The organism is Arthrobacter cryoconiti, assembly GCF_020905375.1.
Taxonomy (GTDB): Bacteria; Actinomycetota; Actinomycetes; order Actinomycetales; family Micrococcaceae; genus Specibacter; species Specibacter cryoconiti.
In genome coordinates this window covers 1-15,966 of the sequence record NZ_JAJJBU010000020.1, presented here as the reverse complement: position 1 = coordinate 15,966, position 15,966 = coordinate 1, and the positions used below count along the sequence as shown (strand labels likewise).

Annotated in this window: 17 protein-coding genes and 1 other RNA gene; 7 read left to right on the top strand and 11 right to left on the bottom strand. The window is 57.9% G+C overall.

Annotated features, from left to right (window positions below; translation table 11 throughout):
• Positions 1-92: 92 nt before the first annotated feature.
• The 3 genes from LOH53_RS11055 to LOH53_RS11045 all read right to left on the bottom strand — a co-directional run bounded on the left by LOH53_RS11055 (position 93) and on the right by LOH53_RS11045 (position 2,245).
• Complete coding sequence (locus LOH53_RS11055) at positions 93-593, bottom strand: LytR C-terminal domain-containing protein (RefSeq protein ID WP_230067800.1); 501 nt, start codon at positions 591-593, stop codon at positions 93-95.
• Positions 586-1,509, bottom strand: a complete 924-nt coding sequence (locus LOH53_RS11050; protein ID WP_230067799.1) for a D-alanyl-D-alanine carboxypeptidase family protein — start codon at positions 1,507-1,509, stop codon at positions 586-588. The genes LOH53_RS11055 and LOH53_RS11050 overlap by 8 nt, the downstream gene beginning before the upstream one ends.
• Positions 1,510-1,666: 157 nt before the next feature.
• Positions 1,667-2,245 (bottom strand): GNAT family N-acetyltransferase, encoded by a 579-nt coding sequence (locus LOH53_RS11045; RefSeq protein WP_230067798.1) that lies wholly within the window; start codon positions 2,243-2,245, stop codon positions 1,667-1,669.
• Between the two features lie 147 nt (positions 2,246-2,392).
• Between LOH53_RS11045 and LOH53_RS11040 the strand changes: the two genes are divergently transcribed.
• Positions 2,393-2,551 (top strand): hypothetical protein, encoded by a 159-nt coding sequence (locus LOH53_RS11040; RefSeq protein WP_230067797.1) that lies wholly within the window; start codon positions 2,393-2,395, stop codon positions 2,549-2,551.
• 587 nt (positions 2,552-3,138) lie between these two features.
• On the opposite strand, the gene rnpB is transcribed toward LOH53_RS11040, so the two are convergent.
• Positions 3,139-3,520: RNase P RNA component class A (gene rnpB, locus LOH53_RS11035), an RNA gene on the bottom strand.
• Positions 3,521-3,676: 156 nt separating this feature from the next.
• Entirely contained in the window at positions 3,677-5,164 is a 1,488-nt protein-coding gene (locus LOH53_RS11030; RefSeq protein WP_326832769.1) for a glyceraldehyde-3-phosphate dehydrogenase, read from the bottom strand.
• Positions 5,165-5,358: 194 nt separating this feature from the next.
• On the opposite strand from LOH53_RS11030, the gene LOH53_RS11025 reads away from it, so the two are divergent.
• Complete coding sequence (locus tag LOH53_RS11025) at positions 5,359-6,123, top strand: YaaA family protein (protein ID WP_230067796.1); 765 nt, start codon at positions 5,359-5,361, stop codon at positions 6,121-6,123.
• Positions 6,124-6,145: 22 nt separating this feature from the next.
• On the opposite strand, the gene LOH53_RS11020 is transcribed toward LOH53_RS11025, so the two are convergent.
• Both LOH53_RS11020 and LOH53_RS11015 read right to left on the bottom strand, forming a co-directional pair.
• The gene (locus LOH53_RS11020; RefSeq protein ID WP_230067795.1) at positions 6,146-6,883 is read right to left on the bottom strand and encodes a zinc ribbon domain-containing protein; all 738 of its coding nucleotides are present in this window, start codon (positions 6,881-6,883) and stop codon (positions 6,146-6,148) included.
• A gap of 41 nt (positions 6,884-6,924) precedes the next feature.
• Positions 6,925-7,743: a Nif3-like dinuclear metal center hexameric protein gene (locus tag LOH53_RS11015; RefSeq protein WP_376991391.1), complete on the bottom strand. Its 819-nt coding sequence runs from the start codon at positions 7,741-7,743 to the stop codon at positions 6,925-6,927.
• Positions 7,744-8,158: 415 nt separating this feature from the next.
• Between LOH53_RS11015 and msrA the strand changes: the two genes are divergently transcribed.
• From msrA to epsC, 3 genes are all read left to right on the top strand, one after another.
• Entirely contained in the window at positions 8,159-8,683 is a 525-nt protein-coding gene (gene msrA, locus LOH53_RS11010; RefSeq protein WP_230067794.1) for a peptide-methionine (S)-S-oxide reductase MsrA, read from the top strand.
• Between the two features lie 88 nt (positions 8,684-8,771).
• Positions 8,772-9,707 carry a cysteine synthase A gene (gene cysK / locus LOH53_RS11005; protein WP_230067793.1) on the top strand — a complete coding sequence of 312 codons (936 nt, stop codon included), beginning with the start codon at positions 8,772-8,774 and terminating at the stop codon, positions 9,705-9,707.
• A 25-nt stretch (positions 9,708-9,732) separates the two neighbouring features.
• Positions 9,733-10,320, top strand: coding sequence for a serine O-acetyltransferase EpsC (gene epsC, locus LOH53_RS11000; protein ID WP_230067792.1), 588 nt, complete (start codon positions 9,733-9,735; stop codon positions 10,318-10,320).
• Positions 10,321-10,343: 23 nt separating this feature from the next.
• Here the strand turns inward: epsC and LOH53_RS10995 are convergent, their stop codons facing one another.
• Positions 10,344-10,640, bottom strand: coding sequence for a helix-turn-helix transcriptional regulator (locus LOH53_RS10995; protein WP_230067791.1), 297 nt, complete (start codon positions 10,638-10,640; stop codon positions 10,344-10,346).
• A gap of 62 nt (positions 10,641-10,702) precedes the next feature.
• Between LOH53_RS10995 and map the strand changes: the two genes are divergently transcribed.
• Complete coding sequence (gene map, locus LOH53_RS10990) at positions 10,703-11,467, top strand: type I methionyl aminopeptidase (RefSeq protein ID WP_230067790.1); 765 nt, start codon at positions 10,703-10,705, stop codon at positions 11,465-11,467.
• A gap of 131 nt (positions 11,468-11,598) precedes the next feature.
• On the opposite strand, the gene gndA is transcribed toward map, so the two are convergent.
• Positions 11,599-13,035, bottom strand: coding sequence for an NADP-dependent phosphogluconate dehydrogenase (gene gndA / locus LOH53_RS10985; RefSeq protein WP_230067789.1), 1,437 nt, complete (start codon positions 13,033-13,035; stop codon positions 11,599-11,601).
• 228 nt (positions 13,036-13,263) lie between these two features.
• On the opposite strand from gndA, the gene LOH53_RS10980 reads away from it, so the two are divergent.
• On the top strand, positions 13,264-14,313 hold the full coding sequence (locus LOH53_RS10980) for a D-2-hydroxyacid dehydrogenase (RefSeq protein ID WP_230067801.1): 1,050 nt from the start codon (positions 13,264-13,266) through the stop codon (positions 14,311-14,313).
• 451 nt (positions 14,314-14,764) lie between these two features.
• Here the strand turns inward: LOH53_RS10980 and LOH53_RS10975 are convergent, their stop codons facing one another.
• A complete protein-coding gene (locus LOH53_RS10975; RefSeq protein ID WP_230067788.1) occupies positions 14,765-15,055 on the bottom strand; it encodes a hypothetical protein in 291 nt (96 codons plus the stop codon).
• Between the two features lie 468 nt (positions 15,056-15,523).
• A complete protein-coding gene (locus LOH53_RS10970) occupies positions 15,524-15,709 on the bottom strand; it encodes a CsbD family protein (protein ID WP_230067787.1) in 186 nt (61 codons plus the stop codon).
• Positions 15,710-15,966: the final 257 nt, after the last annotated feature.

Genomic DNA, 15,966 nt, shown 5'->3' with positions numbered 1-15,966 from the left:
CCCGTAAAAACAAAACGAACTGTCCCAGATCCTTGACACACCTCACACAACTGTCCCGCAGAGGAAGCCCGCCTCAAGCAAAACCGGTTGACTCAAAGGTCCACGCACCGCAATGTGGTCTGTGCTGGAGCATCGGATTTACTCATACCCAAGTCCTCCTTCGTAAGAAACAGACGCGTCGCGGGATCGCTCTCATCTAAAAGAAAGACTGATTCTGGGTACAAAGCCTGCAGTGCAGCCGCTTGAGCAAGGTTCTTCTGCGGAGCCACGATGATGACGGCCGTGGCAGTTTTTACGGAAACCGGGGCAGCCATATTCCCGAGCGAGAGTATCTTTATTCCACGGGACTGCAAACTTTTGGCTGCATCGGCTGCCAACCCATCCACGGTTGAGGCGTTATAAACTTTAAGCGAAATTTCCGGCAGTGCTGTGGGTTTCAAAAGCTCCGTTGGGCACGCTGCAGGGACGGCTGGAAGATATTTTCCAGCCGTAGCGTTAATGCCCACCCCTGTAACGACTGCCAGCAAGCACCCTACGATGGCGGATGCGCCAAGGAAACAACCGGTGATTGCCGTATAGCGAGAGTTAGCCACGTTGGCTCGCCCCACTGCTACCAGATTCTTCGGGTTGGGAATCCGCAATGGATTGGATGAGGGAACTTGCTTCCCGTATGGCGTCGGCCGAAGTTGTTCCGGCTCCCATGACAGCCCCGACCACCAGCGTGAGGCGTCCTTTGATCGAAACGTTAGCCGCAAACATGAAGACCCCACCAGCTTCCGGGCTGGTGCCTGTCTTGAGCCCAACGATCCCTTGCTGGCCCAAGAGAGAGTTGGTATTAGCCACCGGCCCGTACCCGGGGATCACGGTGGTGGCCTGACCTGCGATCTCGGCAATCACAGGGTTCTTCATGGCAGCCCGCGCTAGTAATGCAAGGTCCCCGGCGGTGCTGGTTGTTGCTGGATCGTAGCCACTCGCGTCAGGCCCAATGTGTGTGGACACCATACCCAGTGACTTCACATAATCCGAGGCTGCCGTTGCATAGGAGGTAATCGAACCGAACGCCCAAACGGCCATTGAATCGGCAATATTGTTGGCAGATGGGAGCATCATGGCCACCAACATTTCGCGTTCAGTAAGCAGCATCCCCTCATAGACGAGAAGATAAGTCCCACCGCGGCCAGCATAGTCGTAGTAGCGTTGTACATCCTCAGCGGAGACCGTCAGTTCCGGGCCTTCTTCGCCAGCTTTAAGCGGGAACTTCGTCAGGACTGTCAAAGCCGTGATGACTTTTGCCGTACTCGCCGTGGGGCGAGACTTTCGTCCTTCAGGGCTGACCTCGACGGCAATGTCTTCCAAAGTTGTCAGGCTGCTGCTGGCACGCGGCCACGTGAAAGTAATTTCGCTGGAAGCAAGAACTTTGGACTGCGTTACTGCCGGTGCTGAACATGCTGTGAGACAAAAGGTGAGGGCGGCTACGAACGCCAACAGGCGCCATCGAATGGGTGTCATGAATCAAAACTATTTTCCGAATATCCCAGACCAGTTCCAGCCATGTCACCAAACTGTCACAGCTTGAATAACTACAAGTTATTTACTGAACCATCCCACGCGCTCAGGAACCCCTCTGGATATTCGGCACTCGGATTCACATCTTGCTGAAGAAGGTTTAGCCGTCCAACGGCTTGAACATGATGTGCAAAGCTACCGGCCCCAGACTTGGGTGGTCAAACGCTCCCGGGATGGTGGCCATGATCTCAAAGCCAAGGGACTCCCACAGGTGGATAGCTCCTTCATTGGACTCGACCACGGCGTTGAAGAGTATGCCCCTATAGTTATCGGCAAAAGCCGCATTGAGGACATGATGGGCCAGCAACCGTCCGTAGCCTTTGTCCTCGTGATCTGGGTGCACCATAAAGGAAGCGTTGGCAATATGGCTACCCGCGGCCGGGAAATTGGGGTGCAATTGAGCAGTAGCGACCACCATGGGGGCGGAGGCGCCGCCCGTTTCTTCCGTGACAACGAAGGTCCTGCTGGGACGGGACGAGACTGACGTGTCCTTTGCCGCAGGCTCCACGTGACCAACGGGGACAGCCGTCAACGCGGCATTCTCGGGAAGCCAGATCTGGCGCATGATGGCTTCGCTGGAGTTGACGGGAAACGTGTAGCTCTCGCCAGCGCGGACAACGGGCTCTACGACGGCCCAGATTCCGGACCAATCATCAGCGGTAGCCTCACGTATCAACATGCCCGCCAGTCTACGCACTTGTCCTGGTTCTCTTCCACCGTCTGTGACACACTGCGCATTCCCCAATTCAAGTGGATTGAGCAGTCCGTAGGGCACATGCGCGGTGGCGAGATTCCCTTCGCTTTAGTATCAGGGTAAACTCTGCGCATGGTTACTCTCGTTATTGTCTTGCTTGCACTTTGGCTGATACTCGCCGTAGTCGGCGTCGTTTTCAAAGGGTTGTTGTGGCTTGCAGCTGTGGCTGCCATCTTGTTTGTTGCCACAGCAGCGATCGGTTGGGTGCGTCGCAAGGCCGTCGACCGCTAGGCACTCATACCCGGACTCCGGCCGTGCATGACAGCACAGCTTGCCAGCCATGTTCGCCGACCGAGTACCGCTCGCACCGTTGGTTACGCCTGAGTACTTCTCTCAGGCGCAGAACTCGCAGTCAGTTCTGCCCCTGGTGCACTATGCGCAGAACCGGCGGTGAATTCTGCGCCAGTGGCAAGTCCACAATGTTCTCAGGCGCGCTGCGAAGGATCTGACGCTGAATTCACCCGTGCGGCAGTGGCTTGCTCTAGGTAATCTCAGAGTTATGCCTCATTCATGGGAGAAAGCTCGACGGCGTCCATCCCCTTTCTTATGCCGGCAAGTCAGTGGACGCGGGCTTGCGGGAGGGGACCCGGAACGGGGTGTGGCTACACCGCCCAAAGTCAACACGCTGACCATGGCATGGGATGACTCGTCTGGCCTGATTCAGGCAGGGGGTTTTCGGAGAGATCCAAACCGTACTGAGCCGGGAAATGCCGTCAAACACGGCTGAGTTGGTATTTTGCTGACTCTCACAAAAACCAATTTTTAGGCGTAGAACGGCTACTGCCGCCAGGATAATACTGGGAATTTTGCGCTTAAGTTGGATAGGGCAGTCTGTACGCCGGGTTTTGTCATCCGCCGCAGTTACCTACGGCGGAGAGGCAACCATCCATCTACGAACGCCGTTGCCGACGCCCTCTAGCAGCCTACCCAGGCACTCGGGCGAACAGCCCTCGATCATGCCCTGTCTGGCCTTGCTCCGGGTGGGGTTTACCAAGCTTCCCCAGTCACCTGGGGAACTGGTGGTCTCTTACACCACCGTTTCACCCTTACCTACTCCACCCTTGCGGGCGTGCAGGCGGTCTATTCTCTGTGGCACTTTCCTGCGGGTTTCCCCGAGTGGGTGTTACCCACCACCCCGTTCTGCGGAGCCCGGACGTTCCTCGAGCCGCTAACGCGACGCGCGGTTGCCCAACTACCCTATCCAGCCTCCAAGTGTACAGGTCCGGGGCACCTAATAGCGCAAGGAAGGCAGTGCGGGCCAGGACACAACGTCGCTGTTGCTAAGGAACGGAGCGCAAAAAGCGCAGGTCGCCATCGTTACCAGAACGACGGCGGACCTGCGCTTTAGAGCGTACGTTAGACCTGCGCTGCGACCAGGGCTGGGGTTTCCAAGGCTGGGAACTGGCGGGGATGAACGCCAGCCATTTCTTCCATGACGCGTACCACCTGGCAGCTGTAACCGAATTCGTTGTCGTACCAGACATAGAGCACCAGGTTCTTATCGGTGCTGATGGTGGCCAGTCCGTCAACTATCCCGGCACGCCGTGAGCCCACAAAATCGGTGGAGACCACCTCGGGGGAATCAATGTAGTCGATTTGCTTACGCAGTTCGGAGTTCAGAGACATGTCCCGCAGGTATGTGTTCACCTCATCCTTGGTGGTGCCGTTTTCAAGGGTGAGATTCAAGATAGCCATCGACACGTTAGGCGTTGGAACGCGAATCGAGTTACCCGTCAGCTTTCCCGCAAGCTCAGGCAAAGCCTTCGCCACGGCTTTGGCGGCGCCGGTCTCTGTAAGCACCATGTTCAACGCAGCGGAACGGCCCCGGCGGTCCCCCTTATGGAAATTGTCCGTCAGGTTTTGATCGTTCGTGAACGAATGAACTGTTTCGACATGGCCGTGCACGATTCCATATTTGTCATTGAGGACCTTCAACACGGGAGTGATGGCGTTGGTGGTGCAGGAGGCGGCCGTGACGATCTTGTCTTCAGCACAGATGCTCTCATGATTGATGCCATGCACAATGTTCTTCAGTGCACCCTTACCCGGAGCCGTCAGCAGCACACGCGAGACACCCTTGCTTTTGAGGTGCGCCGAAAGTCCTTCTTCATCGCGCCAACGCCCGGTGTTATCCACCACCAGAGCGTCGTGGATGCCATATTCGGTGTAATCAATCACTGATGGGTCATTCGAGTAGATGACTTGAATGGACGTTCCGTTGGCTTGGATGATGTTGCGTTCCTCATCGACGGTGATGGTTCCATCAAAAGGCCCGTGAACGGAGTCCCGGCGCAGCAGGCTGGCACGCTTCATCAAATCTGCATCCCCGCCCCTCCGCACCACAATCGCGCGAAGATTCAAACCGTGACCGCCACCGGAGTGCTCGATCAAGATGCGGGCTAGAAGCCTACCAATGCGGCCAAACCCGTACAGGACGACGTCAGTACTGGTGCGCTCGTCTGCGCCATGCTGATCGACGACGTCGGCCAGTTGCCCGCGCAGGTACGCTTCAAGGTCAGTCTCCCCCGAAGCCTTAAACCCGGCGTTCAAGCGTGCCAAATCCAAGGAGGCAGCACCAAGCCCTAAGGTGACGAGTGTTTTCAGCAGCGGCAGCGTCTGCGAGAGAGGCAGCTCTACGTCGTCGATCTGACGAGCAAAGCGGTGCGCCTTCATCAAACTAATGACTGACTGGTTGATCAGCGAGCGGCCATGAATGCTCGTAATCACGTTATTTTCGCGGTAAAGACGGCCGATGAGCGGAATCATCGCCTCCGCCATAGTTTCGCGCTGGATCCATGTCTCGAGTGCAACTTCGGAGCGCGATGATGCGGGGTTGAGCGTCACGTCTACTACCTCTTCTAGCCTAAAACACCCTTGGTTCAAGCCGAATCCATTCTAGCCAGAACGCAGGTGTTACCAGCGAGTTCAGTGAATCAATTCACTAGACCGGTCTACAGGACAAATCTTCTTGCGCGTTCATGAGTGACGGACGAATCTGCGCGCATAAATCGGCACTGCCAAGACGATAAGCTCACAGGGTGTTGATTTTGCTACCGCCGTCCGAAGGAAAAACCCCGCCTCGTTCCGGCGCCCCCGCCGACTTGTCTGCGCTGCATTTCGCGGAGCTGAGCAGTGCACGCCAAGATGTCATTGAGGCCTTAGCCGTGGTCTCCGCTGGCCAGGAAGCCATGGCCCATTTGGGTGTTGGCGCGACGCTCGCGCATGAGGTCTTGCGCAACACCCGACTCGCAGCTGAGCCCGCGGCCCCGGCGCATAGCATCTACACCGGCGTCCTCTACGATGCCCTCGGTTATCAAAGCATGACTGCCGTCCAAAAACACCGGGCCGACGACGCCGTCGTCGTTATCTCCGCGCTCTGGGGGGCAGTGGGCTTTGCCGACGTCATCCCGGCCTACAGGCTCTCCATGTCGGTGGGCTTGCCGGGCCTTGGCAAACTGGCCAGCTACTGGAAACCTAAACTGGGCGCTGCATTGTCAGCCCCCAGCGAAGGCCACCTGTTGGTGGATTGCCGGTCCAGCACCTATGCCGCTGCTTGGACGCCTGACCCTGCGCGAACAGTGGCGGTCAATGTCTTTACCGAACGGGACGGAACACGCAAAGTTGTCTCCCACTTTGCCAAGCACACGCGCGGGGAGCTGGCCCGGCACCTGCTCACGCGCCGCGGCAAGGCTCCGACAACTCCGGAGGAGCTGGTCCGGGCCACGAGTGAAAAATGGACCGTGGAGCTAGTGCCGGGCACCGCGCGCAAGCACCACAGCGTGAACATAATTTTGCCAAATTGAAGCCCCCGGAACTTTCCAGGGTTTAGGACCAATCGTCGGAACGGAGCAGAATGGCTCCCGAATCCGGGCAGAAGACTATGTCGTCAGCGGCGGCGGCTTGGATCTGCGCCAAGTCCCCGGCGCTGAGCTGCATGCCCGAACCTTCTGAAGTGCCATGAAAGAGCCGGGCGGCACCTACGCCGTATTTGAGCAAAGTTCGGTCATAAATAGCCAGCAGCGCAGGATCAAATGTGGCACCCAACTCTGAACGTTCGCCGGCGGTGGCATCGCGTTCCATCCGCAGCGCTCCCAACTTTCCACGGATCTCACCTACCACCTCATCGAGCACCGACTGCATTGCCATGACAAGTGCATTCTGGGCATCTCGACGCGCGGTGGCGTCTTCCAAAGCCTCCATGGCTTCCAGTTCGACGTCTTCAAGGTCTCCGCGACGCTTGGTCAGGGACTCGATCTCATTTTGCAAGGCCATCAAGTCTTTAGACAGCCCCGTGCCGCTATTGAGCTGGGCGTCATCCTTGGCAATACGTGCCGCAACCTGTTCGACGTCGGCTTCCGACTTGGCAAGCTTGCGCGCCAGATCGCCCACTTCCGTCTCCAGCACCACCAAATCGCCCTTGGCCGTCTTCACCCCTTCGTTCAAGTCCGGAAGCCGAGGATCTTCCTTGAGCGCCTTGGCCTGAACATCCAAAGCGCGCAACTTCCCGTCCATCACCGCTATATCCAATAAACGCAGTTGTTCCGCCGGTGCTGCCTTGGCCATGTGGTGCCTCCATACAAGTTGAAAGTGTTCCTTGGATCAGCCTAGTTCCCGGGCGTCAAAATGAAGTCCCAAGGATCCGTGTTGGTTTGACTGACAAGAACTTCCGCGGCGAAACCCTGGTCCATCAGCACATTTCCCAAGGCCCGTGCAGCCACCGGTAACCACAACCATTCGCTGGCAAAGTGGGAGAGATCTATCAGGTACGGCCGTCCGTCGCTACTTGCCTCCCTGGCTTCCGACGCCGGATGGTGGCGCAGATCGGCGGTTACGTAGACGTCGGCGTCGCTGGCTCTGACGGCGTCGAACAAACCATCCCCCGCGCCCCCGCACACGGCAACTTTGCGAACGAGCGCCTCACGGTCACCAGCTACCCGAACACCTCCGGCCACCGCAGGCAGCTTCAGGAAAATCCGCGCGGCCAGATCACCAAGCTTTTCAACACCCGGCAACATCCCTACCCGGCCTATCCCCTCCTCCACCAATCCGTGGGCTGCAGACGTCAACGGAACGGCATCGGTTAGCTCCAACGCGTCCGCAAGTACATCTGAAACTCCGCCGACCGCGCTATCTCCGTTGGTGTGAACGCTCAGCAGCGCACATCCTCCCTCAATCAAGCGGTGCACAGCGCGCCCCTTGCCACTGGTAGCGGCAACGGAATTGACTCCCTTAAGCAGCAACGGATGATGCGTTATTAGCAGTGTTGCGCCCCATTCCAGGGCTTCGTCAATGACTTCCAGGGTTGGATCCACGGCGAACATTATCCGGTCCACGTGGGCATCTGGGCGTCCGGTGACAAGCCCGACCCTGTCCCAATCCTCCGCCAACGATTCCGGCCACAGTTCCTCAACCGCCAAGAGCACTTCTGAAAGGAGAGGAGTCGTAAACTCGTCCTCGGCTTCATCGTTTTCATCTACTAGCGCATGAGCACCAGGCAAAGAGGCTCCCTCGGCGGGCGCAAGCTCGGCGCGATCACTATCCGCGGGCGCGGCGAGGGCTTGCGCTGCGGAAGAAGGCGGGGTTTGCGCGCGCGCCTGCTCGCCCGCCGGATCCCCTGTCTGCTCGTCGCCGGCACCAAACTGCTCCGCTGGCCGGAACTGCCTCGCCACTACGCTCTCTATGGAAGTCTCGCCGGAGCCTACTAAAGGGGCGGCACCTGCTTCAGCGGCGACGTCGTGCGTGGGATCACTGGGTTCCATGCTCATCTTTCCAGCTTAGCCGGGCGCAGGCGGCAAAGGGGCGGGAATCATTTACGTCCACGAGGGCTTATAAAGGGGTATGAAGACTTTTGTATTAGGCGGCGGCTGCTTTTGGTGCCTCGATGCCGTGTATCAAATGACCAAAGGCGTTCACTCGGTGGTGTCCGGATATACCGGGGGCGCCGTCGAAAACCCAAGCTACGATCAGGTTTGCTCCGGTATGACCGGGCACGCTGAGGTGGTCTCCGTCATGTTCGATGAGAATGTGGTCCCCGCCGAAATCATCCTGGACATGTTCTTCGCCCAACACGATCCCACCACCCTGAACCGCCAGGGCTACGACACCGGAACCCAGTACAGGTCCTCAATGTTCTACACCACTGCAGAGGATCAAGCGATGTTCCAGGCTGCACTAGAACGCAGTCAGCCAAACTTCAGGGATCCTATTGTCACTGAGATAGTCCCGCTCGGACACCTGTACGTGGCTGATGGGCAGCACCAGGACTTCTACGCACGACGACCTGAAGTGGGCTATTGCCAGGTCATTATCAACCCAAAGATCGCCAAAGTGCGCAAACATTACGCAGAGTGGCTGACCGCTTAGCTTCCGGATCGGCGCACTCGTTACGCTAACGCTTAACCTCTTTGGGTGTATTCACCGCGCACCCAAACACTTCAGAACAGGACACCCCATGGGACGTATTTACGACAATGTTACGCAACTTGTTGGCGGCACACCGATGGTGCGCTTGAACAAGCTCACCGAAGGCTTGAACGCAACAGTCGCCGTCAAGTTGGAGTTCTACAACCCCGCCAACAGCGTCAAAGACAGAATCGGCGTGGCCATTGTTGATGCTGCTGAGGCTTCCGGCGAGCTGCACCCCGGCGGCACCATCGTCGAAGGCACCTCCGGAAACACGGGCATTGCACTCGCCATGGTCGGTGCTGCTCGTGGTTACAAAGTAATTTTGACCATGCCTGAGACCATGTCCACGGAGCGCCGTGTCATGCTTCGCGCCTACGGGGCGCAGATCATCCTCACTCCCGGTTCGGAGGGCATGCGCGGGGCTGTGGAAAAGGCCAAGGAAATTGTGGCCAACACGGAAAACTCCATCTGGGCCCAGCAGTTTGCCAATCCGGCCAATGTGGAAATTCATCGCACCACCACGGGCGAGGAAATTTGGGAAGACACCAATGGCCAGGTGGATATTTTGGTAGCTGGCATCGGTACAGGCGGGACCATCACAGGCGCAGGGCAATTGCTCAAGCACCTTAAGCCTGGAGTTAAAGTGGTTGCAGTGGAACCCCTCGATTCCGCGATCCTCAACGGCGGAACTCCGGGACCGCACAAGATCCAAGGCCTGGGCGCAAACTTCATCCCGGAGATTTTGGACCAGAACATTTATGACGAAGTTCTGGACGCAACGCTGGAAGACTCAATCGCCGTCGCCCGCGCCCTTGGCAACCAAGAAGGAATCCTTGGCGGCATCTCCGCAGGTGCGGCCGTTTGGGGTGCCCTGGAACTCGCAAAACGCGAGGAAAACGCCGGTAAGCTGATCGTGGCCGTGGTCCCGGACTTCGGCGAACGCTACATTTCAACCGTGCTTTATGACGACATCCGCGGCTAACACCCGCACCTATTGAAAGAAGTCCGTGGGATTTTTCGCCAGGTTGCATGAGGACCTTCAGGCCGCCCGGTCACATGACCCGGCGGCCCGTGGCTCGTCCGAGAATTTCTTTGTCTACTCAGGCCTTCACGCCATTTGGGTTCATCGACTAACACACCGGATGTGGGCCACCCCCCAACTGCGTTTCTTTGCCCGTGCCCTCTCTCAATTGGCGCGATTCGCCACCGGCGTGGAGATACACCCTGGCGCCACCATTGGCAGACGATTTTTCATCGACCACGGAATGGGTGTCGTGATCGGTGAAACCAGTGAGATTGGCGAGGACGTCATGATCTACCATGGCGTGACATTGGGAGGGCGTTCCCTCGCGAAGGTCAAACGCCACCCCACTATTGGCGACCGAGTAACCATCGGCGCTGGGGCGAAGGTTTTGGGCCCCATCCACATCGGCCACGACTCAGCGGTAGGCGCCAACGCCGTCGTGGTCAAGGACGCGCCCGCCAACTCCATCATCACCGGTATCCCAGCCACTTGGCGACATCGCGACGCCAAAAAGGAAATGGCCCCGGCCGTCGACCCTGCCGAGTACATCGACCCAGCTATGTGGATCTAGACCCCAATCGCTACAGCACGCGGTCAGGACGCCTGACTGCTCTGGACTCCAACGTCCTCTGGCGAGCTAAGTACAGCACCGTCATGGATGGCAGTCCACAGTGTGTCTAGGGAGAGTCCCAACACCGAGCAAAGCATCGCAACCGTCGAAAAGGACGGAGTGGGAACTCGCCCGCTTTCGATCTTGCGTAGGGTCTCGGAAGAGATTCCCGCGGCCAGCGCGATCTCTAGCAGAGGGCGCTCTCCGCGGGCACTCCGGAGCCTTTGGGCAAGGAGCTTCCCGCGCTGAATTTCTTGTGGAGATAAAGGCAATCTGACCATGCATCCATCATAGCGGTATAGTTATACCAGTTCACCGCAATGGCATCGTCGTAAGGAAAAAAATGATCGAAATTCTCACTCCCGCTGAGTTAGTCCGCGCAAGGAAGAGCGGACAATTCGTCGCAACGGTGCTTCGAACACTTCAAGCGCGCGCAGAAGTCGGCACAAACTTGCTACAGATCAACAGTTGGGCCGCTGAAATGATCGCCGAGGCAGGGGCAGAATCGTGCTACTTGGACTATGCACCTTCCTTTGGCCGTGGCCCCTTTGGACATGTCATTTGCACCTGCGTCAATGATGCCGTTCTCCACGGGCTCCCCCACGACTACTCCTTACGCAACGGGGATCTACTCACGCTCGACTTTGCGATCACCCTCAACGGCATAGCCGCAGACGCCGCTGTGAGCTTCATTGTGGGGACACCCCGCGATCCAGCGGACCAGCGCCTCATAGATACCACCCGTACCGCTCTCGCTGCTGGTATCGCGGCCGCGCAACCAGGCGCCCGGATAGGTGATATCTCCCACGCCGTGGGAGAGGTCCTGCTCGGCGCCGGATACAGCGTCAACACTGAGTTTGGCGGGCACGGGATCGGCTCCACCATGCACCAAGAACCTCCTATCCCCAATAACGGTCGGCCCGCAAGAGGCTACACGCTACAGCCCGGGCTTCTTCTGGCGATTGAACCCTGGGTCATGGCTGACACAGCAAAACTTGCCCTAGACAAAGATGGCTGGACTTTGCGCAGCGCGACCGGATCACGAACCGCCCATACGGAGCACACAGTTGCCATTACGGAGAACGGGCCAGAGATACTCACCGCCTGACGCTGCCGGCGGCGCATCGCAAGCCTTGAATCCCAGCTACAGCTTCCTTTCCGCAAAAAAGCGGTGGCGCGGTGCCTGAATTTAGCTCCTGACACCGCGCCACCGCGGGGTAATTGAACCCTAGGAAATGACTAGTGGGTGTCTACCGCGCTGACCTCTGTCTTGTCCCCACTCCACTGCGTGTGGAACGTACCCTCTTCGTCGACGCGATTGTAGGTGTGAGCACCGAAGAGATCACGCAGGCCCTGCGTTAGTGCTGCCGGCAGGCGCTTGCGACGCAGACCGTCGTAGTAAGCGAGCGAGGAAGAGAACACCGGCACCGGGATGCCCAACCGGACCGCTGTGGACACCACGCGGCGCCATGCTGGGACGGCCTCGGCGATTTCGGCGGCGAACGCCGGCGCAAAGAGCAAGTTCGCCGGCTTCTCCTGCGCAGCGTAGGCCTTCGTGATGTCCTTCAGCAGCTCCGCACGGATGATGCAGCCGCCACGCCACAGGGAAGCGATCTCATCCAGCTTCAGGTCCCAGTTGTATTCCTTGGCCGCGGAGGTGAGCATGTCAATGCCCTGCGCGTAGCTAATGAGTTTGGACGCGTAGAGGGCCTGGCGGACATCCTCGACGAAGCCATCACCCAACTCCACGGTTTCCTCGTGCCCGATCAGGACGTCCTGGGCAACAGCACGCTGATCACGCTGGCTGGAAAGGCCACGCGCAAACACGGACTCGGCAATCGCAGACGTGGGCGAGCCAAGGTCCAGCGCAGACTGGACCGTCCAGCGGCCGGTGCCCTTCTGGCCGGCAGAGTCGACGATCACGTCAACCAATGGTTTGCCGGTCTTCGCATCCACGTGACTCAAAACTTCTGCTGTGATCTCGATGAGGAACGAGGCTAGTTGCCCTTCATTCCACTTACCGAAGATCTCTGCCTGCTCGGCTGGCTCGATGCCTGCTGCGCTGCGTAGGAGGTCGTAGGCCTCCCCAATGACCTGCATGTCGGCATACTCAATACCGTTGTGAACCATCTTGACAAAGTGGCCCGCACCGTCGGTTCCGATCCATGCGCAGCAAGGTTCGCCGTCGACCTTCGCAGAAATCTTCTCCAGCAACGGGCCCAGGGCATCATAGGACTCCTTGGAGCCGCCGGGCATGATGGACGGCCCAAGCAGCGCGCCTTCCTCGCCGCCGGAGACTCCGACGCCCACAAAGTGCAGATCCTTCTTGGCTAGAGCGGCTTCTCGGCGGCGGGTGTCTTGGAAGTTGGAATTGCCACCGTCGATGATGATGTCACCTGCCTCCATGAGCGGGACCAGCGAATCGATGACGGAGTCCACGGGAGCGCCAGCCTTGACCATGATGAGCACGCGGCGAGGCTTTTCCAAAGACTCAACGAGTTCGGTCATAGTCTCGGTGCGGATGAAGTCACCCTCGTCGCCGTGCGCTTTCAGCAGCGCGTCGGTCTTTTCAATGGAACGGTTATGCAGGGCCACGGTGTATCCGTTACGGGCCAAGTTGCGGGCCAGATTGGCTCCCATGACGGCCAGACCTGTTACGCCAATTTGTGCGGACATATTTTCCTCCAGGTGGGTAAGAGCAGTTTTAATCAGCTTATCCGTGTGGGCTTCGCTTCCCCACACTCGTCCAAGATTCGCCAGACAATGTTGCATAGGTGGAACATCTGTGCAAATTCTTTCTGGATGTTTGGCTTCAGTTGTTTGGCTTCAGGCACGACGGCGACCCGAGGATTCATAGCGGGCGTTCGGGTTTCTATCCATATTCTCCGTATGATCAAAAACATGATGCACAAAAATCTCACCGTTGCGATCGCGGTCCCGCTCGAGGCCGAGCACGTTGAAAGTATCAAAACGGCTCATCCAGATGTGACAGTGCTATACGAACCAGAGCTGTTGCCGCCCGAACGCTACCCTGCTGACCATGGTGGCGATCCAGCATTCGTGCGTTCGCCGTCGCAGGATTCACGCTATTGGGACATGCTTGCACGTGCAGATGTCCTTTATGGGATACCGCAGGAGAGCGCCGCCGGCCTGGCCCGGATTGCTGCCAACAGTAAAGTTGCGTGGATCCAGGCCATGGCTTCCGGGGCCGGAAGTACCGTAAAGGCTGCCAACTTAGCCGCGGAAACACTAGAGCGCTTGGCTGTGACCAATTCAGCTGGCGTTCATGCGCTGCCGCTGGCAGAGTTCGCCATGCTGGGAGTACTTAACGGCTTCAAGCACACCTCTGCGATGGCAGCAGATCAGGCGGCAAAAAGCTGGCCGGATCTGCGCGTCCCCACCCGCCTCGTGAGCGGATCCCATGCAGTCATCATCGGCTTGGGCGAAATCGGGATTGAAACGGCCAGGCTGGCTAGGGCCATGGGCATGCGGGTGAGCGGCACCAAGCGCACCGTGGAAGCGATCGACGGCGTCGAGACAGTCACCGACATGGCAGGACTACCAGAGCTACTCGCGACGGCAGACACCGTGATCAACACCCTCCCGGGCACTCCATTTACACACAAACTCATCAACGCCGGACTCTTCGCGGCCATGAAAGCGGGGACAGTGTTTGTCAACGTGGGCCGCGGCACTGTGGTGGACGAGGACGCACTTCTGGTGGCCTTGGAGGACGGCACTATCTCCTACGCATGCCTGGACGTCTTCGCCATTGAACCCTTGCCCGTGGAGAGCCCACTGTGGGAACACCCACGCGTCATGGTCTCTCCCCACACCTCAGCCTTGACCATTGCTGAAAATCGTCTGATTGCGGAAAGATTCATCGATAACCTTGCACGTTTCCAAGCCGGGGAGCCCCTGCTTCACCGGGTGGATCCGGTCCATTTCTACTGAGTCCGTGACACTTGCTGCCGGATACGGGACCATCTTTCCTGAATGCGGGACCAGTCGGCTCAACGCAAGGGGCAACTGGGACTGTAAGTCCAACCATTTTCCTGTAGCCCTCTCCCGCTGATCCCCCGACTCGGGACATCCACTTTTGAGATTCGGCGCTGATGACGGTATATTTTGTTGTAGGCCTTCCGCTGTAGCGTCCCCCAATAGTTACAGCGGAAGGCCGTTTACGTTTAACGGCAGGCTTTTGCTTTTTTGCTGGCGAGTCTCCATTGTGAACGATGAGAATGCCATGCTCAGCTAATTCCACTGATGTTCATCCATTGGTTACCTTCGCATCATCCGTGTGTCGGTTTGCATCCACACAATTCAGCCGCTATATTTCTATTACTGGCTCCTCTCCACAGCGTCCCCCAATAGCTGTGGCGAGGAGCCTTTCAGTTTAAGGCTGTTAGGCGGCCAGCCGGAGGCTCCAGCCCCCGTCGGTAGGATCGCGTTCAAGATCCATCGTGGCTAGATCGCTGTTCGGATTCCGGCCAAGGCGCACTTGGACCCGCCAGACTTCAACGTCAATGCATCCCTGTCCTCGCGGCATGCGGCGCTGCCGCTCCCACCAAGCTGTTCTCTCAAACCAGCGCAACGGCTCCGTGGCAACGATCCAGCGATGGCCGGACCGTTCCACAACGAGGGGCCGCCCCTGCGGCGTAGTGCTGACCAGAACATGCTCCACGAGTGACTTCATGCGCTGAACATTACGGACAGGATCTGACATTGCCTGCGCACAGTTCTCTGAGATTGTGCTCTAATATTCTTCGCATTTCATTGCTAAGAAGGCAACAATCGATGTACGGTCAGTGATGTTGGTCTCTTGGGCTGGGGCAAGGCCTAGGCGAGTCCCGTGTTGGGGGCGTCCTGGAGAATAAGGGCCAATGATTTCAATGACCCCGGTACTGCGTAGATGCAGCGCCGGGGTCATTTATTTTTCTCCAGCAAACATATTTCATCCAGAGAGCAATGTGCAGCCGGCCCCTCCCCGATCCGCGCCCGCTTACCTCCAGCGCGAAAGCGGCCACGAGTCTTGCGCTGAGTGCACTATGCGCACAACTGACGGTGAGTTCCGCGCCCCCCCCCGCAAGCCACAATAGAAAAAGCGCCCCGCCCTGAGAGGGCGGAGCGCTTTTAGCGTGTTTTACTTACGCTCATCTACTACTTACTTGCCGAAAACATCTTTCGCAGCGTCCTTGACGTGCTCACCAGCCTGCTTAGCCTTCGCTGCAGCCTGGTCGCCAATGCCTTCGGCTTGAAGCTTTTCGTTGTTGGTTGCATCGCCCGTAGCTTCTTTAGCCTTGCCAGCTACTTCTTGGGCTTTGTTGCTGATCTTATCTCCGAGACCCATGAGGTCCTCCTTCAATTCGAATCCAACTGGTACGGTTTCAACCCTAAAAAACCAAGCTGGGAGTAACCTGAGTGACTTAGGATACCGCATTCGCCATTGCAGCTGCAATTACAATTTTTCTAGCGATTTATTCGTTACTGGACGTTGCAACTTGCTGCAATCTAGCGGAAGTTTGAAATCCGAGCGCTTCACTCGTTAATGCAAAAACCCCGCTGTTCCTTGGCTTGTAAGCCGCGGAATGGCGGGGTTTTAGGGTG